The 19,799-nt window shown below is 51.6% G+C and carries 17 protein-coding genes and 2 tRNA genes; 9 read left to right on the plus strand and 10 right to left on the minus strand.

Annotated features, from left to right (window positions below; genetic code table 11):
- Nucleotides 1–19: 19 nt before the first annotated feature.
- The 3 genes from ACF8D4_RS08375 to ACF8D4_RS08385 form a co-directional block, all read right to left on the minus strand.
- Complete coding sequence (locus ACF8D4_RS08375) at nt 20–715, minus strand: tRNA/rRNA methyltransferase (protein ID WP_044734462.1); 696 nt, start codon at nt 713–715, stop codon at nt 20–22.
- 136 nt (nt 716–851) lie between these two features.
- The gene (gene eco / locus ACF8D4_RS08380) at nt 852–1,397 is read right to left on the minus strand and encodes a serine protease inhibitor ecotin (protein ID WP_044734463.1); all 546 of its coding nucleotides are present in this window, start codon (nt 1,395–1,397) and stop codon (nt 852–854) included.
- A gap of 292 nt (nt 1,398–1,689) precedes the next feature.
- A complete protein-coding gene (locus ACF8D4_RS08385) occupies nt 1,690–3,753 on the minus strand; it encodes a PhoX family phosphatase (protein WP_071237664.1) in 2,064 nt (687 codons plus the stop codon).
- A 257-nt stretch (nt 3,754–4,010) separates the two neighbouring features.
- On the opposite strand from ACF8D4_RS08385, the gene ACF8D4_RS08390 reads away from it, so the two are divergent.
- From ACF8D4_RS08390 to ACF8D4_RS08400, 3 genes are all read left to right on the plus strand, one after another.
- Nucleotides 4,011–5,129 (plus strand): cation diffusion facilitator family transporter, encoded by a 1,119-nt coding sequence (locus tag ACF8D4_RS08390; protein ID WP_208159842.1) that lies wholly within the window; start codon nt 4,011–4,013, stop codon nt 5,127–5,129.
- Between the two features lie 13 nt (nt 5,130–5,142).
- Nucleotides 5,143–5,580, plus strand: a complete 438-nt coding sequence (locus ACF8D4_RS08395) for a MarR family winged helix-turn-helix transcriptional regulator (protein ID WP_025009721.1) — start codon at nt 5,143–5,145, stop codon at nt 5,578–5,580.
- Between the two features lie 410 nt (nt 5,581–5,990).
- Nucleotides 5,991–7,616 carry a phosphoethanolamine transferase gene (locus ACF8D4_RS08400; protein WP_144220179.1) on the plus strand — a complete coding sequence of 542 codons (1,626 nt, stop codon included), beginning with the start codon at nt 5,991–5,993 and terminating at the stop codon, nt 7,614–7,616.
- Nucleotides 7,617–7,704: 88 nt separating this feature from the next.
- Here the strand turns inward: ACF8D4_RS08400 and ACF8D4_RS08405 are convergent, their stop codons facing one another.
- The 4 genes from ACF8D4_RS08405 to ACF8D4_RS08420 all read right to left on the minus strand — a co-directional run bounded on the left by ACF8D4_RS08405 (nt 7,705) and on the right by ACF8D4_RS08420 (nt 12,335).
- Nucleotides 7,705–10,407: a bifunctional acetate--CoA ligase family protein/GNAT family N-acetyltransferase gene (locus tag ACF8D4_RS08405; protein ID WP_144220180.1), complete on the minus strand. Its 2,703-nt coding sequence runs from the start codon at nt 10,405–10,407 to the stop codon at nt 7,705–7,707.
- A gap of 223 nt (nt 10,408–10,630) precedes the next feature.
- Nucleotides 10,631–10,707: transfer RNA gene (locus ACF8D4_RS08410), tRNA-Val, on the minus strand.
- A gap of 36 nt (nt 10,708–10,743) precedes the next feature.
- Nucleotides 10,744–10,820 (minus strand) — tRNA-Val (locus ACF8D4_RS08415).
- 138 nt (nt 10,821–10,958) lie between these two features.
- Complete coding sequence (locus ACF8D4_RS08420) at nt 10,959–12,335, minus strand: MATE family efflux transporter (RefSeq protein ID WP_304715005.1); 1,377 nt, start codon at nt 12,333–12,335, stop codon at nt 10,959–10,961.
- Between the two features lie 33 nt (nt 12,336–12,368).
- Between ACF8D4_RS08420 and ACF8D4_RS08425 the strand changes: the two genes are divergently transcribed.
- On the plus strand, nt 12,369–12,983 hold the full coding sequence (locus ACF8D4_RS08425) for a riboflavin synthase subunit alpha (protein WP_107004797.1): 615 nt from the start codon (nt 12,369–12,371) through the stop codon (nt 12,981–12,983).
- Between the two features lie 64 nt (nt 12,984–13,047).
- On the opposite strand, the gene ACF8D4_RS08430 is transcribed toward ACF8D4_RS08425, so the two are convergent.
- Entirely contained in the window at nt 13,048–13,248 is a 201-nt protein-coding gene (locus ACF8D4_RS08430; protein WP_025009725.1) for a CPXCG motif-containing cysteine-rich protein, read from the minus strand.
- Nucleotides 13,249–13,518: 270 nt separating this feature from the next.
- Here ACF8D4_RS08430 and thrS point away from each other — a divergent pair, with 270 nt between their 5' ends.
- The 4 genes from thrS (at nt 13,519) to rplT (ending at nt 16,649) form a co-directional block, all read left to right on the plus strand.
- A complete protein-coding gene (gene thrS, locus ACF8D4_RS08435) occupies nt 13,519–15,447 on the plus strand; it encodes a threonine--tRNA ligase (RefSeq protein ID WP_044734468.1) in 1,929 nt (642 codons plus the stop codon).
- 3 nt (nt 15,448–15,450) lie between these two features.
- Nucleotides 15,451–15,993, plus strand: coding sequence for a translation initiation factor IF-3 (infC, locus tag ACF8D4_RS08440; protein WP_037436578.1), 543 nt, complete (start codon nt 15,451–15,453; stop codon nt 15,991–15,993).
- 84 nt (nt 15,994–16,077) lie between these two features.
- Nucleotides 16,078–16,272, plus strand: coding sequence for a 50S ribosomal protein L35 (gene rpmI / locus ACF8D4_RS08445; RefSeq protein ID WP_025009728.1), 195 nt, complete (start codon nt 16,078–16,080; stop codon nt 16,270–16,272).
- 17 nt (nt 16,273–16,289) lie between these two features.
- A complete protein-coding gene (rplT, locus tag ACF8D4_RS08450; RefSeq protein ID WP_025009729.1) occupies nt 16,290–16,649 on the plus strand; it encodes a 50S ribosomal protein L20 in 360 nt (119 codons plus the stop codon).
- A 141-nt stretch (nt 16,650–16,790) separates the two neighbouring features.
- Here the strand turns inward: rplT and trxB are convergent, their stop codons facing one another.
- Together trxB and ald are read right to left on the minus strand one after the other, a co-directional pair.
- The gene (gene trxB, locus ACF8D4_RS08455) at nt 16,791–17,744 is read right to left on the minus strand and encodes a thioredoxin-disulfide reductase (protein ID WP_044734469.1); all 954 of its coding nucleotides are present in this window, start codon (nt 17,742–17,744) and stop codon (nt 16,791–16,793) included.
- 142 nt (nt 17,745–17,886) lie between these two features.
- A complete protein-coding gene (gene ald / locus ACF8D4_RS08460; protein WP_025009730.1) occupies nt 17,887–19,002 on the minus strand; it encodes an alanine dehydrogenase in 1,116 nt (371 codons plus the stop codon).
- 180 nt (nt 19,003–19,182) lie between these two features.
- Between ald and lrp the strand changes: the two genes are divergently transcribed.
- Complete coding sequence (lrp, locus tag ACF8D4_RS08465) at nt 19,183–19,686, plus strand: leucine-responsive transcriptional regulator Lrp (protein ID WP_025009731.1); 504 nt, start codon at nt 19,183–19,185, stop codon at nt 19,684–19,686.
- Nucleotides 19,687–19,799: the final 113 nt, after the last annotated feature.

Consider the following 19,799-nt stretch of genomic DNA (forward strand, 5'->3'; position numbering starts at 1 on the left):
CCCAGGGAACACAGTAACTTCAGTCGAGTTTCTTGAGTATATCGCCCAGCAGTTGGTGGGCCATTTTGGCGTCTCTGTCACTGAGGCGAGAGAGGCTCTCATTCAACCACAGGCTTAACTTGGCATCATCGGCGGCATCGACTCGCTCCAGCAGAGTGGTGGCTTTTTGTTTGAGGGCGCTGAGTTGTGCCAACGGCGATTGAGCACTTTTTAGCCCCAGGCTGCCATCGGCACAAGCCAAAGCCTGACCCAGAGCGTAGGAATAGACCATCACGGCTTGCGCCAGATTGAGGGAAGGGTATTCGGTGGCCAGTGGTACGTAGCTGAGCAAGTCACAAATTGCCAAGTCGGCGTTACTCAGGCCGCTGGCCTCACAGCCAAAGACGATGGCGGTGCGCTTCACCTGTTCCTGCTGATGACTCAGTTGTTCGCCGAGTTCTGCCGGGCTTAAATAGTGTCGTGGGCTGCCGCGCTCTCTTGCTGTGGTGGCCACCATAAGCTCAAACTCTTCTCTGAGCTCATCCAGGCTGGCCACTTCACGGATGTTGTCCAGTATGTCCTCGGCGCCGCAGGCGACCCAGGCCGCTTCCTCTTCCCGGTGAGCTTGCGAATTCACCACAATGAGTTCATTGAACCCTTGGGTCTTGATTGCGCGGGCAGCAGCGCCAACATTGGCGGCGCGAGCAGGGGAGACGAGTACAAAGCTGAGTTTCATCCGAAAAAAGGCTCTAAAGGAAAACTGCAGCGATTATAAGGTTCTGCAATCGAGAATAAAGCAAAAAAGCTGCAACCGGCCGGGAAAAGGTTTGTTGCAGCTCTATTTGAGCAGCCAGAAGGCTTAAGGCACTGTGTTACTTGGAATAATTGAACACTGTTTCGGCCCGCCACACCCGGTAGCGCAGCTCGGCATCTTTAGGCAGATAGATAACCATAGGCAACTTGCTGTTATATCTCAGCTTGTATTCACCCGGAATGCGAACAAACTCTTCATGCTTGGCCTTATCGAAGCAGGCCATCATGGTCGAGCGTCCCGGGCCAATTTCATCCAACTCCCAATAGGTGTAACCCCAACCTTTGAGATCCATCTGCTTCAGCTCGCCCATCAGGCCGTGCTTGTTGCAGTCGACCATCTGGGTTTGGCCCACCTGAATTTCAACCATGTAGTCGTCTTCGTTTTCCAATTGGGGCAGGGTCAGTATGTGTTGCACCATGCCTTCTTTGGGGGCGGGGAACATCTTGCTGCTATCCTGCGGCTGATAGCTGTTGGCATCAAATTGGTTTGCAGTAATCATGTTCTGATTGTATCCCTGTGGATGCGGCGGGCTGACTGCCAAAACCTGGGCAGATAACAAAGCGGAAGCGATAAGTGCCAGTTTCAGTTTGCCGGACTTAAGCATAGGTTTTCTCCTTATGGGCCCGCTATGGGCTGAAATCAATTATTGGATTGGCGCTGTGTATGATTGCGCTTCTGTAGAGTTAAACGGCCAGCTTCTGAGAAAGGGTTATTTATTTTCAAAAAAATCATAAATAATTTTGTATTGCTATACAAATCAAAATAGTACCAGCTATGTGCTTGCTCTTAATTCAAGTTATCGAGAGGCAAAACGCCCACCAGGTTCAACCTGGCGGGCGTTGTCAGTTCAGGCCGGTTCGTGTGAACCGGCTGTTCGTTTAAACACAGCTGTTTATTTAAATGCCGACTTCACCACCATCGACTTTACGCAGTACCACGGTCGCTGCCCTCGGACGTATGCTGGTGCCGATGGGTGTTTCCTCGGCGGCATTGGCCGATACCGGCCAATTCCCCGGGTGCTGGATATTGGCAAATACCGAAGTGTAGTCCGGCGAGATAGCAAAACCTGTGACTTCACAACCATTGGGGCCGACGAAGAAGCGCTTCAGCTCGGTTTGATTGTCGGCGGTAACTGTCAGAGGCTTGCCGTCGCCATCGACCATCTTGGATGGCACTATTGCCAGCATCTGGTCGTTGGTGTGCTCAGTCACCTCTTTGGCGCCATTATCTGTCTGGATCCACAGAATACCGCGGGCATCGAACGCCAGGCCGTCCGGGCTGGCCAACTGGTTAAGTTCAGTCAGGCCGGAGAGGTTGGTGGCGTCGTCACCGTCGGCCGGAGAACCGAACAGGAAGATATCCCAGCTAAACTCGGTATCACTGGCACCTTCATCCCAGCGGATGATATGGCCAAAGTTGTTTTTAAGCCTTGGGTTGGCGGCGTTGGCTTCAGTCCGCTTGGAGTTGTTGGTCAGGGTCAGATAGACACTGCCGGTGAAAGGATCCACAACACACCACTCGGGTCTGTCCATTGGTGTCGCGCCAACCAAATCGGCGGCGCCGGCGGTATTGATGATGATATCTGCCTGGCTGGCAAATGTATCGGCCAGGGTCTTGCCGTCCTTTGTCATGGCATCCATGGTCAGCGGCAACCATTCACCTACGCCACCTTCGTTAAACTTGGCCACATACAGGGTACCTTCATCCATGTACTTGGCACCGGTTGCCAGGCGGTTGCTGCTGTCTGCATCCTTGGGATCCCAAAGCGCCGCCGAAACAAACTTGTACAGATATTCGAAGCGCGAGTCATGGCCCGAATAGAATACCAGTGGTTTGCCTTCGGTCAGCTTGCCGTAGGCGCAGCCTTCATGACGGAAACGCCCCAGGGCTGTGCGTTTGACTGCGCGGGAGTTGGGATTGTAGGGATCGACTTCGACGATATAGCCATAGCCGTTATCTTCATTGCGATAGTCATACATGGCATCGCTGGCCTTGGGGGTGACATCGAAACGGGCAAATTCATCCAGTCGCTCTTCGGCATGACCGGCCAGATCGGCCCAGCCATAGCGGGTAGAACTGCTGCTGACACCGATACGGCTTTGGGCTTGAGTCATCTCGCCCTTATTGACGAAGTAGCCGGGCCAGTTCTCTTCGCAGGTGAGGTAAGTCCCCCAAGGGGTATAACCGTTACCACAGTTGTTCAGGGTGCCGCGGGTCTGGCTGCCATCAGGCGAGAAGGCGGTTACGACTTTGTCTGTGTAGGCTACCGGGCCGCTGAGATCCATGGTGGAAGCACCGGTGAAGCGGCGATTGTGTTTGTCGTCCTTGACTACTTCCCAGCTGCCGTCGTTAAGCTTGATGCGTACCACAGTCATGCCGTGAGCATTGATCTCTTTACGGACTTCATCGACCAGGGTTCTCAGGCCGGTATCGGCATCCATAGTCGGGCCGTTGGGGTGCAGGGCATCTTGTTCAATGTATTCATGGTTGATACACAAGAGGCCATCGGTTCCGGCTTCATTAAGCGGGAAGAAATGCATGCCGTCGTGGTTTTGACCCACAGAGTTGGCCTGATCCTGAGCGGTATTACTGCCATCAGCCTTCCAATCGGCCGCTTTACTGTTCAGCGGAGTCCCCCAGGGAGCCAGGACCTGAGCGCGGTAACCTTCAGGGATAACCACTGCATCAAGGCGAGAACCGGCTACCGACTCAAAACCGAGTGTAACACTGGATTGGCTGGGAGGAACCGGAGTAGGGGGCACAGGATCCGGTGTGCCAGAGGTGTTATTGTTGTCGGAACCACAGCCGGCAAGGCCGAAGCCGCCGAATGCAGTCAGGGCACTGACGCCCAAGCCACTTTTTACAAAATTGCGCCGGGAAAGGTGTTTATCCAGTACCTGGGCAAAAGGTTCGTTCTGACTCTTGTTATAACGCGTCGGATCGAAAGTCGCCTTGCTCATAAGATTTCACTCCGTGATCTTCTATCTCGTTATAGGAATTGCAAATGCGACGCAAAGACTAATGACGCCATATGACAGCCAGATAACTGAAAGGTGACACAAATAAGACATAATCCCCCGACTTTAGGATGAAGTTTGTTAATCCCATGGTCACACTTGTGATTTTTTTCAGTCGCAATGCTTGAAATTGTGTCAGGAAAAAGAGATATTTCGCCTATCAAATAGTTTGAACATCAAAATATAACAGCAGGCTAACTATGAGTTCAGAGTTTCATACCACCACGCGCTGGCAGCATAATCATAACTTTACCCACCATAATGAGCAGGGAGAGAAGAGTACCAAGTGGGTGCTTTTGCTGACTGTGGTCACCATGGTGGCCGAGATTGTTGCCGGAACTATATACGGTTCCATGGCGTTGTTGGCCGATGGTTGGCATATGGGAACTCATGCCGCTGCATTTATGCTGACATTGTTTGCTTACTCTTACGCCAGGAAACATGCCAACAACCCCAGATTTGCCTTTGGTACCGGCAAGGTCAGCGTACTCGGTGGTTTTACCAGTGCGATTGCTCTCGGCTTGGTGGCACTGTTGATGTTGATAGAGTCCGGCTCCAGACTCCTGTATCCGGAAGATATTCATTTTGACCAGGCGATTCTGGTGGCCATCATAGGTTTAACCGTCAACATCGTCAGTGTATTTCTGCTCAAGGACCATCACGGTCACGATCATGGCCACAGTCATGGGCATAACCATGCACATAGCCATAGCCAGGCAGATAGCCACAAGCACGGACATGACCACAATCACAGCCATCACAGCGATCACGGACACCTGCATGTCCACGACCATGGTGATTCCCACGGACACAAAGATCATAATCTGCGCGCAGCCTATTTCCATGTATTGGCCGATGCCTTGACCTCCTTGTTGGCAATTGGCGCGCTGTTGGCCGGTAAATATTTCGGATTGAATTGGCTGGATCCCGTGATGGGCATTGTCGGAGCTGTTATCATCAGTCGCTGGGCTTGGGGACTTATCAGCCAGACCAGCCCCATTTTGCTTGACGCAGGTGTTGAAGCCGAGTTCAGTCGCAAGCTGGTGGAACGGATAGAAGCCGAAAAAGACCACAAGGTAACCGATATTCATGTGTGGCCGGTCAGCGCCGATCATCACGCAGCCATGATCTCTTTGGTGAGCCACGCTCCCCACAGTACCGACTATTATCATGAGTTGCTGGCGGATTTCAGTCGCATAGATCATCTGACCATTGAAGTCAATCAATGTGCCGACTGCGATAAAGCGGCTACGCCGAGAGCCAAAGAATGTGAGCAAGCGAGCCACACACAGACAGGACATCATCACCATCATCATTGAGGTGCCAGAATAGATGAAACAGCAACAGCGGCAGGATTCGCTGCAACAGTCAATCAACCACGCCATCATAGAGTTTTATGAGCGTCTGTCCTCATGGGAACAGAGCGTAGTCAGAGACCAAGGCGCTTCACTGGCGCAGATCCATACAGTGGAGATCCTGGGGGCTCACGGCCCTATGAAGATGAAGGAACTGGCGGAAAAGCTCGGTATTACCACAGGAACCCTGACCGTGCAGGTTGAACGTTTGGTTAAGGCGGGCCTGGCCGAACGTCAGCCGCTGGAAAATGACCGGCGCGCCATCCAGGTATCCTTAACCGAAAAGGGCGAGCAGATGTTTAAAGAGCATGATGCCCTGCATTTGCAGTTAACCCGAGAGATGACCGCGAAATTCAGTGACGCTGAGCTGGAGCAACTGCTTGGGTTCTTCAATCGGCTCAACAGCGAATTCTAATTGCGATTGTTTACCCTGATATAAAACCTCAAAGCGCCTTTAAAAGGCGCTTTCTTTTTCTCCGGAACATGGAAGAGCACAATAAAACTTGCCGTAATTTACTCTCAGAGACATTTTGGCGACTTCCGGTTTGCCAAGCTTAATGCGCCTCCAACTTACAATTGCGGGACATTTGCATGCAAAACGGCTCTTGAGTTATCAAACGACTCTTTTAACCTTTTATACCGCAGTTTTAGCGTATGGTGCATCGCGAACTTTCCCATTGGCACAGAGTCTGAAAGCTTAATTCGGCCCCATGAGCGATGTCGGAACCGATAAGGGAACCTTAAGATAAAATTGTTATATTAACATTTAGTTAACCATAAGTTGAAATTGCTGAGCCTTGCATCAATTTTAACCGTCATTTAGGAATGAGTGTGTTGAATCCCATCTCTGTCAATCGCCTGACCTTTGTACTGGCACTGTATTTTGTGGCCGTGTTCAATGTGCCTTTTTTTACCATAGTCAAACAGGGGCTCGAGAACCAAGCGCATGTGGCTCCTTTGTTTGTGGCTACCATTCCCATCTTCTTGATCTCGGCTTTGGGGATACTGTTTTCCCTGTTCAGCTTTAAATATATTCTCAAACCTTTTTTTATTGTGCTGTTGCTGTGTTCATCGGGGGTATTTTTTGCCGCGTTCAAATATGGCGTAGTATTCGATACCGGCATGATAGAGAATACCTTTCAGACCAACAGCGCCGAGGCCTTGACCTATGTGAACTGGGCATCGATATTAAATCTGCTGTTGACCGGGGTGCTGCCGGCAGTGCTCTTGTATCGTATCCAGATCGCCTATAAGCCCATAGGCAAGGAGCTGGCGTACAAGGCGCTGTACATCATAGCGAACATCCTCATCATAGTGGTGATAGCCTTTTTCTATATGCAGAACTATCTGGCTTTTGGTCGCAATAATGATGAAATCAAACGCTACATTGTGCCCACCTATTTTGTCGGCTCGGCGGCCAAATACATCAATCAGCACTACCTGCAAAAGCCGCTCGAATATCAAGAGTTGGGTACAGATGCCAAGCAGGTAAAACCAGCCGGGGAAACTAAACCCAGACTGATGGTGCTGGTGGTTGGTGAAACCGCCAGGGCGCAAAATTACCAATACTATGGCTATGACAGGCCAACCAATGTCTACACCAAGGCGATTTCACCGCTGATCTTCAGCGATGTCAGCTCTTGTGGCACGGCCACGGCAGTTTCTTTACCCTGTATGTTTTCCCGAATGAGCCGGGAAGATTATGACTCCCGCGCCGCCAAGGCTCAGGATACCGCTGTGGATGTGCTCCACCATGCCGGTGTGAAAGTGCAGTGGTTTGATAACGACAGTGGCTGCAAAGGAGTGTGTGACAGGGTGGAAAACAAGCTGATAGCACTGAACGCCGATCCGAAGCTGTGTGATGGCCAGTTTTGTCAGGATCAGGTGCTGCTTGATGAGCTCAAACAAGCCTTGTCGCAGCCAAACAATGGCCAGGATCGGCTGATAGTGTTGCATATCATCGGCAGTCACGGACCTACCTATTATCTGCGCTATCCGGAACAATATCGCCGTTTTACCCCGGATTGCCAGCGCAGTGACATTCAAAACTGCAGCCGCGAGCAGCTCACCAATACCTATGACAACACGATTCTGTATACCGACTATATCGTCTCTCAGGTGGTCGAGCAGCTAAAGGGACGCAGTGGCGATTATGATACGGCAATGATGTATCTGTCCGATCACGGTGAGTCCCTGGGCGAAAAGGGCATGTACCTGCATGGATCACCCTATGCCATAGCGCCGAGTGAACAAACCAGGGTGCCTTGGATGGCTTGGTTTTCCAAGCAATTCAAGCAGCAACTTGGGTTGAATGATGACTGCCTGGCAAAGGAAGCCGCCGCCAAGAGTGTTTCCCACGACAACCTGTTCGATACGCTGTTGGGGCTCTTCGATGTCAGCAGCAAGGTTTACCGGCCTGAGTTGGACTTGATTGCCCTTTGTCGCCGTTGAACGAGTCTGCTCCAATTATCAAAAGAACCCGGCATTGGCCGGGTTCTTGGTTTTGAGGTGCGATTGTTCACCTCCAATAGGGAGGTGCTTATGTGTCCTTGCCCGCAAGTTCCATGTGCATCTTGATCAGGTGTTCTTCCATATCAAAGGTGACAGTAAAGCCAAGACTCTTGGCAAGACTGGCCATATTGCGGTTCTCGAACATGGTGAAACCGGTTAACACCTGGGTGCCCGTAGTGCGGTAGTAGTTGATAAGCTTCTCCAGCAATAACTTACCTATGCCGATCCCCTGATGGGAACTGCGAACCGCCATGGCAAATTCCGCTTCTGTGTTATCCGGATCGATAGAGGCTCGCACTGCACCCAAGGTTTCCTCTTCGCCATTTTCATCTCTTATGGTGGCGATAAACGCCATCTCACGGGCGTAATCTATTTGGGTCAGTACCGCCATTTCTTCGTGGGTCATACGCGAGCGCACCCCGAAATAGCGCTTGTATCTGTCTTCATCTGTCAGCGAGTTGTCAAAGTCCAGATGCTTGGGTTCATCTTCCGGCAGTATCGGCCGCAACATCACCTCAAGGCCGTTACGCAGTTTGGCTTTTTCTTCCAGCTCTTTGGGGTAGGGTTGAATCGCCAGTCGCCCGGCGTTATCCGTAACTTCCGGGTTCAGGCGCAGATTGACATCCAAGAGGGTAATTTTCTCGCCCGCAGCCAATACAGGATTAAGATCCAGGCTCTCGATTTCGGGGCAATCGATAATGAGCTGCGAAATCTGGGTCAACATCAGGCACAAGGCTCGCATATCCAAGCCTTGGGGTAAGTGACGATCGCGGATCTTTTGAGTCTTGAGCGCCTGGATCACCATATAACGTGCTAGTGCCATATTCAGTGGCGGCAAGGCGACGGCCGCATCCCGGGTGGGTTCCCACTCGGAGCCGCCTTCACCTAGCATGATGGCTGGGCCGAACACTGGGTCGTTGATTACCGCGACTCTGAGCTCCTGTGCGCCGGCGGTCAGCGCCATCTTTTGCACTATCATGCCTTCCACCGAGGCTGCAGGGTTGGAGGCGTGCACCCGTTCGACTATGGCCGCTGCGGCCTGATTGACCTCGTTAGCCGATGTCAGATTCAGCATTACCCCGTGAACGTCCGATTTATGCAAAATATCCGGTGATTGCACTTTCAATGCCACGGGATAACCCGCCTTATCGGCAATGGCCACGGCTTCGGCCGCATCCCTGGCAAACCAGGTATCTATGGTATCCAAGCCATAGGCGTTGAGTATGGTGCGGGCATCATGGGTTTCCAGTACCCGTTTGCCCTTGGCTATGGCTTGTTGCAACAGACTTCGGGCGGTAGTGCTGTCTGTTGGGATAGTGTCAGGTATAGATTGCGGCACTTCCTGCAGCAGTTTTTGGTTACGGCGATACTCCACCATATGCATAAAGGCGCGCACGGCACCCTCGGGTGTGCGGTATGTTGGGATCCCCGCCTTGGAAAAGTGCTTTCGAGCCCGGTAAGCGGCATCTTCACCGCTCCAGTTGGTTAAGATGCTCACCCGGTTACGTTTCGGGTGCTGTTTGACAGTTTCAATCAAGGCATCGGCTATGGTGACGCTTTCGCCAAGGGCCGAAGGAGAGTGCAGTACCAGGACGGCGTCCAGCTCATCACTGTCCATTAATACCGACAGTGCCTGGCTGTAACGCTCGGCGCCGGCATCACCTATGATGTCCACCGGGTTTTGCCCGGACCAGGTAGAGGGCAACAGCTGCGAGAGTTTCTCCACAGTGGTGTCGGACAACTGTGCCAGCTTGCCACCCTTGAGTACCAATTCATCCACCGCCAGTACGGCGGGACCGCCGCCATTTGATAAAATACACAGGCGCTCGCCATTGAGCGGGTTGAGGTGAGCCAGACTCTCGAGCGCTGCAAATAGCTCAACCAAGTCGGTGACCCGCAGCATACCGGCGCGGCGAAAGGCGGCCTCGTATACGGCGTCATTACCGGCAATGCCACCTGTGTGCAGTTTGGCGGCATTGCCACCTTCGGCGCTGCGGCCGGATTTGATCACCAAAATAGGTTTATGCCGGGCCGCGGCTCTGGCTGCCGACAGGAAGTGGCGCTTCTCATTGACCGAATCTATATAAAGCATGATGGCGCTGGTGCGGGAATCGCGGCCGAGAAAATCCAGCAGCTCATCGAAGTCTATGTCTGTGGCATCACCGAGGGAAATAAATGAGGAGAAGCCGATCCCTTTGTTGTTGGCCCAGTCGAGTACTGTGGTGCAGATGGCTGCAGACTGGGATACAAAGGCTATTTTACCGGGCAGGGCACCGGCATGGGCCAGGCTGGCATTGAGTCCCTGGGGCGGCAACATCATCCCCAAACTGTTGGGGCCGAGGATCCGCATGCCGTAACGTCTGCCGTTGGCTTGAGTCAGTTCAAGCAGGTTTTCGCCTTGTTCGTTTAATTCATCGGCCATACCGGAGGCCATGATGATCGCCACTTTGCAGCCAAATTGTGCCAGGGTTTCCACTATCGCAGGTACGCTGGAGGCGCGGGTACAGATGATGGCCAGGTCAGGTTTGATCGGCAAAGACTCAATATTGGGATAGGCCAGCACGCCCATAACCGCGTTATACTTAGGCGTTACCGGCATAATTGGCCCGGCAAAGCCCCCCGAGAGCAGGTTTTTCATTACTACATTGCCCGCACGCTTGTCGCGATTGGACGCGCCAATGACGGCGATGGACCCGGGTTTGAACAGCGTGTGCAGAGTACGTTGGCTCATGAATTTCCCTGTCGGCAAAGGACCTTATCTATACCCCATGATTCCATGGCCGGGGAAAGTAAGCAATATGCAAAAAGTCGGACTTGATTTACAAAAATACCATGCAGTAGAGGTGTTTACTCTTTTTGCGGGAATGAAAAGACAAGAGCAAGAGGAAACGCAAACTTGAATGGCGGGAAAGGGGAATTTCAGGCATAAAAAAACCTGCTTGAAGCAGGTTGCTTGGTACACCCGAGTGGACTCGAACCACCGACCCCTACCATGTCAAGGTAGTGCTCTAACCAGCTGAGCTACGGGTGTATTGCATGATTTTCATTTTTGACTCTCTGAAGAGAGTGGTACACCCGAGTGGACTCGAACCACCGACCCCTACCATGTCAAGGTAGTGCTCTAACCAGCTGAGCTACGGGTGTATTGTGTTTTTCAGGCTGCCGCCCTTGAACGAGCGCTATATTAAGGGCGAGCAGCCGCCAGTTGCAAGTAAAAAAACACAAATTTTTATTGAATGGCGAATTGCTGCACAACTTGCTGCAGCTTTGATCGCATTCGGCTTAATTCGTGCTCTCGTCAGAGATAACCGCGAACTGTTTGCCACTTTTCTGGATATATCTCAGACGGATAGCAAAGAGTATCGCGGCTACGGTCAAGCCGGCGATAAGCCCAATCCAGAATCCGTGTGCTCCCATGGCGGGTACCAGAAAATCGGTATACGCCAATACATAACCCAGGGTCATCCCCACAGCCCAATAGGCAAACAAGGTGATGAAAAAGGCGCTGCGGGTATCCTTGTAGCCACGAAGGGCACCGGCCGCAACCACCTGTACCGAATCTGACAACTGATATAGAGCAGCCATCAGCATCAGGCTGCCTGCCAGAGTGACCACTTCTGGGTTGTCGTTATAGAGCAGGGCAATCTCATACCTGAATACCACAGTCGCCACCGCGGTGAGCATGGCCAGAGAAAAGGCGATAGCCAATCCCACCTTGGTCACCAGTGCCGACACATCACTCTGGCCGCGGCCCAGGTAATAACCGACCCGAATAGAAACGGCTATGCCGATGGAGAGTGGCAACATAAATACAATCGAGGAGAAATTCAGCGCAATTTGGTGCCCGGCCACGACAGTGGCACCGAGAGGCGCCAGTAACAAGGCGATCACCGCAAACAGACTGACTTCAAAGAACAGCGCCATGGCAATAGGCATGCCCAGCTTGGTCATCTCCATAATGGTGTGCAAATGGGGTTTGTGAAACGCCTTGAAGGGAGCCAACTCGCTAAAGCGTTTATGCCACTGCATATAGATGGCCATGGCCAGGAGCATGGCCCAAAACACCAAAGCGGTAGCGACACCACAGCCGGCGCCGCCCATGGCGGGCATGCCAAAGTGACCATTGATAAAGATATAGTTGGCCGGGATATTCACCGCCAGGCCGACAAAACCTATGATCATGGTCGGCAGCGTATAGGAGATCCCTTCGCTGCAGCTCCTGAGCACTTGATAGAGCACAAAGGCCGGCGCCCCCCAGAGAATGCCGTCAAGATAACCTATGGTCAGGCGCTTGAGCTCAGGCTCCAGTTCCATCCAATCCAAAATATGTGGCGCAGATGCCAGAAACAGCATCACACCCAAGGCGCCGGTTATGGCAATATAGGCAGCCTGAAAGGCAAGCGGTTGGATCGCCTTTTGGTTGTTTGCACCGTGATGATGGGCAAACATGGGAGTAAATGCCAGCAATAGGCCTTGAACGAACAGAATGGCCGGTAGCCAGAGACTGGTTCCGACAGCGACGGCTGCCATGTCGACAGCACTGACTCTGCCGGCCATCAGGGTATCGATAAACCCCATCATTGTCTGGGTAAGTTGTGCAATAAGCACAGGCAAAGCCAGTTGAACTAAGCGTTTGGCCTGAAAGCCGGTGTGATTCATGAAAGCAGCCCTAACAACTAAGCGAGTGAGAAAATGTTTACAGGTATTGTTCAAGCCAAGTGTGAAATCTTGGCGATCGAGAAAAAGCCCGGGCTAAATACCCTCGAAGTCGCTCTGCCTCCCGCCTTGCGCGAGGGATTGGAAATAGGAGCGAGTGTTGCCAACAACGGTGTTTGCCTGACGGTAACCCAGCTTGCTGATGATAGGGCGTTTTTCGACGTAATGGAAGAGACTCTGGCGGTGACTAATCTGGTCGGACTAAGGGTTGGTGACAAGGTTAACATAGAGAGGTCACTCAAGTTTGGTACCGAGCTTGGGGGTCACATTCTTTCTGGCCATGTGCATACCCAGGCGCAATTGGTGCATCTGGATATCAGTGACAGCCATTACAATATGCAGCTTGAAGTGGCCGAAGAGTGGTTGAAGTACATCTTCTATAAGGGCTTTATCGGTATCAATGGTTGTAGCCTCACCGTTGGCGAGGTCAAAGGCAATCGCTTTATGCTGCATCTCATTCCTGAGACTCTCAGACTGACCAATCTAGAGGACTATCGGGAAGGGGATAGGCTGAATATCGAAATTGACAGTCAGACCCAAACGATAGTGGATACGGTCGAGCGCGTACTAGCTCAACGACACCAGGCTTAATTGTCGCCGATACACTTAATTCGCGGCCGCACTCGTCCTATATAAGCAGCCTGAAACGGGGTTTTCAGTAGAGCTGTTCGTCATCGCCATCGACGTACAGCTCTATCATGTGCCTTTGGTCATTGATGTGCATCCGCATATGGATAGGGTTGCAACATACCCGGCAATCATTATAGAACTCCTGATCGCCGCCGCTGGCGTCGAGCTCCACCTTTTGATGGTGGCCGCAATGGGGGCAGCAGATAGTCTGACTCTTGAGTTGCATGGCTTCCTCCTTTGTCCGGTAGCGCTATGCCCTTTGGACGATAGAACCTCATATCACAACACAGTTCAAGTATAGCCCCAGGCTGTGAGCAAAAGCTTGTCCCTTGAGTGTTTTTGGGTTGCGCAGGCAAGGGCTTATCCCGTAAAATTGCCAGCCTGCCCGGCGGAGACCTTAAGGCTCCTGTACTGCCTTAACCCAAGGGCTAAACACTTTTTTTAATTGATAACCAAGTGGCCCTACGTGTGGGTCACCACTGGACAAGGAATTTTCATGCCTGTAATTACACTTCCCGATGGGAGCAAACGCGAGTTTGCCAACCCAGTCTCTACACTCGATGTTGCTGCTGATATTGGTCCCGGTCTGGCGAAAGCCTGTATTGCCGGACGAGTCAACGGCGAGTTAAAAGATGCCTGTGATCTGATCGAAACAGATGCAGAACTGTCGATCATCACGGCCAAAGATGAAGAAGGGCTGGAAATCCTTCGTCACTCTTGCGCACACTTGTTGGGTCATGCGATCAAACAGCTGTGGCCTGAAACCAAGATGGCGATTGGTCCTGTTATCGATAACGGCTTCTACTATGACATCGACCTGGAACATAAACTGACCCAGGAAGATCTGGAGAAGCTGGAAAAACGCATGCTGGAACTGGCCAAGACCAACTATGACGTGGTCAAGCGTGTGGTCAGCTGGCAGGAAGCCCGTGATACTTTCGAGTCTCGCGGCGAGCCTTACAAGATGGCGATCCTGGATGAGAACATCAGCCGTGATGCCACGCCGGCGCTGTATCACCACGAAGAATACACAGATATGTGTCGCGGTCCCCATGTGCCCAACATGCGTTTCTGTCATTTCTTTAAGCTGATGAATGTTGCCGGTGCCTACTGGCGCGGTAACTCAGACAACAAGATGTTGCAGCGTATCTATGGTACTGCCTGGGCCGACAAGAAAGCGCTCAAGACTCACCTGACCCGTCTCGAAGAAGCGGCCAAGCGTGATCACCGTAAAATCGGCAAGCAGCTGGATCTGTACCACATGCAGGAAGAAGCTCCTGGTATGGTGTTCTGGCACAACGACGGCTGGAGCGTATTCCTTGAGCTTGAGCGTTTTATTCGCCAGAAGCTGAGCCAGTACGACTATCAGGAAGTGAAAGGTCCACTGATGATGGACCGCGTGTTGTGGGAACGTTCCGGTCACTGGGATAAATACGCCGAGGCGATGTTTACAACCAGCAGTGAGAACCGCGAATACGCCATCAAGCCGATGAACTGCCCCGGCCACGTACAGATTTTCAATCAGGGCCTCAAGTCCTATCGCGATCTGCCGCTGCGGATGGCCGAGTTCGGCTGTTGTCACCGTAACGAGCCTTCGGGTGCCTTGCACGGTCTGATGCGGGTTCGTGGTTTTACCCAGGACGATGCGCACGTATTCTGTACTGAAGAGCAGGTGCAATCCGAAGTCAGCAAGTGTATCAAGATGGTGTACGACACCTATTCCACTTTCGGCTTCAGCAATATCGTAGTTAAACTTTCTACCCGTCCAGAGAAGCGTATCGGTGACGATGCCATGTGGGACAGGGCAGAAGAAGCTCTGAAACAAGCGCTGCGCAGCAACGATATCGAATTTGAAATACTGCCAGGTGAAGGTGCCTTCTACGGCCCTAAAATCGAATTCACTCTGCATGACTGCCTGGATCGCGCCTGGCAGTGCGGTACAGTGCAGCTCGATTACGCCTTACCGGGACGCCTGGGCGCGACTTATGTCGCCGAAGACAACAGCCGTCAGACTCCTGTGATGATCCACCGTGCGATTTTGGGCTCTTTGGAGCGATTCCTCGGTATCCTCATCGAAGAGTTCGCGGGCCGCTTCCCAACCTGGCTGGCTCCTATGCAGGTTGTTGTTATGAACATAACAGACAAACAAGCTGATTATGTTGAAGAAGTAGTCGAATTCTTCAAGGAACAGGGCATACGCGCCTCTAAAGACTTGAGGAATGAAAAAATAGGCTTTAAAATACGCGAGCACACTTTGAGGCGGGTTCCTTATTTGCTGGTCATAGGTGATCAGGAGATGGAAAATCGGGAAGTCGCTGTGCGTACCCGAGACGGGGTGGACTTAGGCAAGATGCGAATCGATGATTTCGCCGCTAAGGTCAAGCAACAAATTTCACTCCGTAGTCTTGAATTGTTGGAGGATTAGGTCATAAAGATCAAAAAATCAGCAGGCCGTCAGGCGGCCCCGAATAGAATCAATGAAGAAATTACCGGCGTACCTGAGGTACGTTTGAATGGTGTGGATGGTGAAGCCATTGGTATCGTCAGCATCAAAGAGGCTCAGGAAGTAGCCGATGAGGCAGGTCTGGATCTGGTTGAGATCAGTCCTAATGCTGAGCCGCCTGTATGCCGTATCATGGACTACGGTAAATATCTGTTCGACAAGGCAAAAGCCCAGAAAGAACAGAAGAAGAAGCAGAAACAGATCCAGGTGAAGGAAGTTAAATTCCGCCCTGGTACTGATGAAAACGACTATCAGGTAAAACTACGCAACCTGATTCGTTTTCTGGAAGATGGAGACAAAGCGAAAGTTACGCTGCGTTTCCGCGGACGCGAAATGGCACACCAGAACCTGGGTATGGATCTTTTGAACCGTATCAAGGGCGATCTGGAAGAGTATGCGGTTGTTGAATCTTTCCCGAAAATGGAAGGTCGACAAGCCATCATGGTGCTGGCGCCCAAGAAGAAATAGCAGGGCAATCCTGAAAAGTAGCAAAGGTCTACGGGCCTTTGCTCGCCTTGCGTTTTATTAATGTCCCAATGCGGAGTTTTAGTAATGCCTAAAATGAAAACCGACAAGGGTGTAGCGAAGCGTTTTAAGAAAACCGCCAATGGTTTCAAGCGTAAGCAAGCCCATCTGCGTCACATCCTGACCAAGAAGAGCACCAAGCGTAAGCGTCATCTGCGCGCCAAGTGTTTAGTTGCCAAAGCTGACGTGCCTATGATCGCACGCCAACTGCCATACGCTTAATTAGGAGGAATTGAAAAATGCCAAGAGTTAAGCGTGGTGTAACTGCACGAGCTCGTCACAAGAAAGTTCTTAAACTTGCCAAAGGTTACTACGGTGCCCGTTCACGTACTTTCCGTGTAGCGGTACAGGCCGTAACCAAAGCAGGTCAATATGCTTACCGTGACCGTCGCCAGAAGAAACGTCAATTCCGTCAACTGTGGATTGCACGTATCAATGCGGCTTCTCGTCAGAATGGTCTTTCATACAGCCGTTTCATCAACGGTCTGAAAAAGGCGTCTATCGAAATCGATCGTAAGATTTTGGCAGACATCGCTGTATTCGACAAAGTAGTGTTTGCTACTCTGGTAGAAAAAGCGAAGGAAGCACTGGCAAACTAATCTCTCAGGAGATAAGTTGTAGTTGCTGTTAAAAAGGGACCTAAGGTCCCTTTTTTCATGCCTGTGATTTGCCTATGCTTTAATACCTCAGACAAAAAAGCCAGTCATCAATGACTGGCTTTTTCAGTATATCGGCAGAGCTTATTTCTGGGCATCCAGGAAGCGCTCGGCATCCAGAGCCGCCATACAACCGGTTCCGGCTGAGGTGATGGCCTGACGGTAGTGCTGATCCATCACATCGCCGGCGGCGAATACGCCTTTGACGCTGGTCTGGGTGGCATTGCCGTTGAGGCCGCTTTCGACCTTGATATAACCGCCATTCATCTCCAACTGGCCTTCGAAAATACCTGTGTTGGGGCTGTGGCCAATGGCGACAAACACCCCGGCCACTTCCAAATCGGAAATACTGCCGTCTTTGGTGCTCTTCATCTTGAGTCCGGTCACGCCCATGGCATCGCCGGTCACTTCATCCAATGTCTTGTCCAGGTGCAGAACTATGTTGCCGTTTTCGACTTTGTCCATCAGACGATCGATGAGAATTTTCTCAGAGCGGAAGGTATCGCGGCGATGGATCAGGTGCACTTCGGCAGCTATGTTGGAAAGATAGAGTGCTTCTTCAACAGCCGTGTTACCACCGCCGATAACGGCCACTTTCTGATTGCGATAGAAGAAACCGTCACAGGTGGCACAAGCAGATACACCACGGCCCTTGAAGGCTTCTTCAGATGGCAGACCGAGGTACTTGGCGGATGCGCCTGTGGCTATGATCAGCGCATCACAGGTGTACTCACCGTTGTCACCTTTCAAGGTGAAAGGGCGCTGTTGCAGATCCACTTCATTGATATGGTCGAAGATAATTTCGGTATCGAATTTCTCGGCATGCTTTTGCATCCGTTCCATCAGCGCAGGACCAGTCAGGCCTTCGGCATCGCCGGGCCAATTTTCGACTTCGGTCGTAGTGGTTAACTGGCCACCCTGCTGGATACCCGTGATCATCACGGGCTTGAGATTGGCGCGGGCAGCATAAACGGCTGCGGTATAGCCTGCGGGGCCTGATCCCAGGATCAAAAGATTACAATGTTTGGCTTGGCTCATTTTATTCTCCGTGCCTTGGCAAATTGCAGCGATTGTAGGTAATTTACCCCTAAGGGTAAAGCGCCAGGAATAGAATCTTCAAGATTGACTTAATCGAAAAAAAGGAGCCCAGAGGCTCCTTTAAAGCGATTAGCTAATTTGCTTACTGTAACAGTTCGCTGGCAGCGGTATAAGCCATATTGTGGGCTTCGGCGACTTCTTTACAGGTGATCTTACCGTGCATCACGTTAAGACCATTCAGCAAGTGCTTGTCAGACAAGAGCGCGTCGCGGTAACCCAGACGGGCCAGCTTGAGAATGTAGGGCAGGGTAGCGTTGTTCAGGGCAAAGGTGGAAGTACGTGCCACGGCGCCCGGCATATTGGCTACACAGTAATGCACGACATCATCGACGATATAGGTAGGATCCTGGTGAGTTGTGGCATGAGAGGTTTCCACACAGCCCCCCTGATCTATGGCGACATCCACTATGGCGGCCCCAGGCTTCATCTTCTTGATGTGCTCACGGGTAACCAGCTTGGGCGCTGCCGCGCCGGGGATCAACACGCCACCTATGACCAGATCGGCCTGCAATACATGCTTTTCAATGGCATCGGCCGTAGAGTAGATAGCCTTGACCTTGGAGCCGAACTGAACATTCAAACGACGCAGCGCGTCGATGGAGCGATCAAGCACCACTACATCGGCACCCATGCCCACCGCCATTTGCGCCGCATTGGTACCTACCATGCCGCCGCCGATAATCACAACTTTAGCAGGTTCAACCCCTGGGACTCCGCCGAGCAACATGCCCAGGCCGCCCATGGATTTTTCCAGCGCCATGGCACCGGCTTGGATGGACATGCGTCCGGCCACTTCTGACATGGGGGCCAGTAAAGGCAAGCCACCACGGTCATCAGTAACCGTTTCATAAGCGATACAAACAGCGCCGCTGTTGACCAGTTCTTCAGTTTGGGGCAGATCGGGGGCAAGGTGCAGATAGGTAAAGAGGATCTGGTCATGGCGCAGCATGGCACGTTCTACGGCCTGTGGCTCTTTGACTTTGACTATCATCTCAGCCTTGGCAAAAACCTCGGCGGCCGTGTCCAAAATAGACGCCCCGGCATCGATATAGTCCTGATCGGTAAACCCAATCCCATTACCAGCATTCGTTTCGATAAAAACCTGATGACCATGCATAGTCAATTCGCGTACGCTGGAAGGTACCATACCCACACGATACTCATGGTTTTTGATTTCCTTTGGAACACCAATTATCATTTTCGAGCCTCAATATACTAAAAAACCCACTTTTAATGGGCATAATTGTTATTTTATAGTGACCTGAACGTGATCAATTCAGGAAAGTCTAGTATAGTATTGCCCGGGCAGATTATGCTGCTAAACTTCCGACATACGCAAAATTAAATGTTGTTTTAGTGATAAAACAAGGTTAAAAATATGGTAAATAATAAAAAGAGTCCTGTAAAAGACTTGGATCGTATCGATCGTAACATTCTTAATGAACTGCAAATTGACGGTCGCATTTCCAACGTTGAGCTTTCCAAACGTGTTGGTTTGAGTCCAACTCCCTGCCTTGAACGCGTCAAGCGTCTCGAAAAACAAGGTTACATTAACGGCTATACCGCACTGGTTAACCCGCACTTTTTGGGCGCATCCTTGTTGGTATTTGTCGAGATCACCCTCAACCGGGATACTCCGGAAGTCTTCGATAAGTTTAATCGCGCCGTGCAGCTTTTGGATGATATTCAGGAGTGCCACCTGGTATCGGGCGATTTCGATTATCTGCTGAAGACACGGGTATCCGATATGTCTGCCTATCGTAAATTGCTGGGCGAAACCTTGCTGAAGCTGCCTTCAGTGTCCGACACCCGTACCTACGTGGTGATGGAAGAGGTGAAGCAGACCAGCAAAGTAGCCATCAGTATTTCTGCGGAAGCCTAAACCTCGGTTGTTAACGAGGGTAAAAGGGAGCCACAATGGCTCCTTTTTTGATCTAGGTTGTTTACTTTTTATCCCAGGCGGCGAGGCGGCGTAAAAAAATGCCGCTATCCACT

Source organism: Shewanella sp. YQ_9, from assembly GCF_043103185.1.
GTDB classification, from domain to species: domain Bacteria; phylum Pseudomonadota; class Gammaproteobacteria; order Enterobacterales; family Shewanellaceae; genus Shewanella; species Shewanella algae.

Bases quoted from the DNA above. Each gene is read 5' to 3' on its own strand.
- ACF8D4_RS08390 (WP_208159842.1), top strand. From the start codon at position 4,011: ATGAGTTCAGAGTTTCATACCACCACGCGCTGGCAGCATAATCATAAC.
- rplT (WP_025009729.1), top strand. From the start codon at position 16,290: ATGCCAAGAGTTAAGCGTGGTGTAACTGCACGAGCTCGTCACAAGAAA.
- thrS (WP_044734468.1), top strand. From the start codon at position 13,519: ATGCCTGTAATTACACTTCCCGATGGGAGCAAACGCGAGTTTGCCAAC.
- ACF8D4_RS08375 (WP_044734462.1), bottom strand. From the start codon at position 715: ATGAAACTCAGCTTTGTACTCGTCTCCCCTGCTCGCGCCGCCAATGTT.
- ACF8D4_RS08430 (WP_025009725.1), bottom strand. From the start codon at position 13,248: ATGCAACTCAAGAGTCAGACTATCTGCTGCCCCCATTGCGGCCACCAT.
- rpmI (WP_025009728.1), top strand. From the start codon at position 16,078: ATGCCTAAAATGAAAACCGACAAGGGTGTAGCGAAGCGTTTTAAGAAA.
- trxB (WP_044734469.1), bottom strand. From the start codon at position 17,744: ATGAGCCAAGCCAAACATTGTAATCTTTTGATCCTGGGATCAGGCCCC.
- ACF8D4_RS08395 (WP_025009721.1), top strand. From the start codon at position 5,143: ATGAAACAGCAACAGCGGCAGGATTCGCTGCAACAGTCAATCAACCAC.
- ACF8D4_RS08400 (WP_144220179.1), top strand. From the start codon at position 5,991: ATGAGTGTGTTGAATCCCATCTCTGTCAATCGCCTGACCTTTGTACTG.
- ACF8D4_RS08385 (WP_071237664.1), bottom strand. From the start codon at position 3,753: ATGAGCAAGGCGACTTTCGATCCGACGCGTTATAACAAGAGTCAGAAC.
- ACF8D4_RS08425 (WP_107004797.1), top strand. From the start codon at position 12,369: ATGTTTACAGGTATTGTTCAAGCCAAGTGTGAAATCTTGGCGATCGAG.
- ald (WP_025009730.1), bottom strand. From the start codon at position 19,002: ATGATAATTGGTGTTCCAAAGGAAATCAAAAACCATGAGTATCGTGTG.
- eco (WP_044734463.1), bottom strand. From the start codon at position 1,397: ATGCTTAAGTCCGGCAAACTGAAACTGGCACTTATCGCTTCCGCTTTG.
- ACF8D4_RS08405 (WP_144220180.1), bottom strand. From the start codon at position 10,407: ATGAGCCAACGTACTCTGCACACGCTGTTCAAACCCGGGTCCATCGCC.
- ACF8D4_RS08420 (WP_304715005.1), bottom strand. From the start codon at position 12,335: ATGAATCACACCGGCTTTCAGGCCAAACGCTTAGTTCAACTGGCTTTG.
- lrp (WP_025009731.1), top strand. From the start codon at position 19,183: ATGGTAAATAATAAAAAGAGTCCTGTAAAAGACTTGGATCGTATCGAT.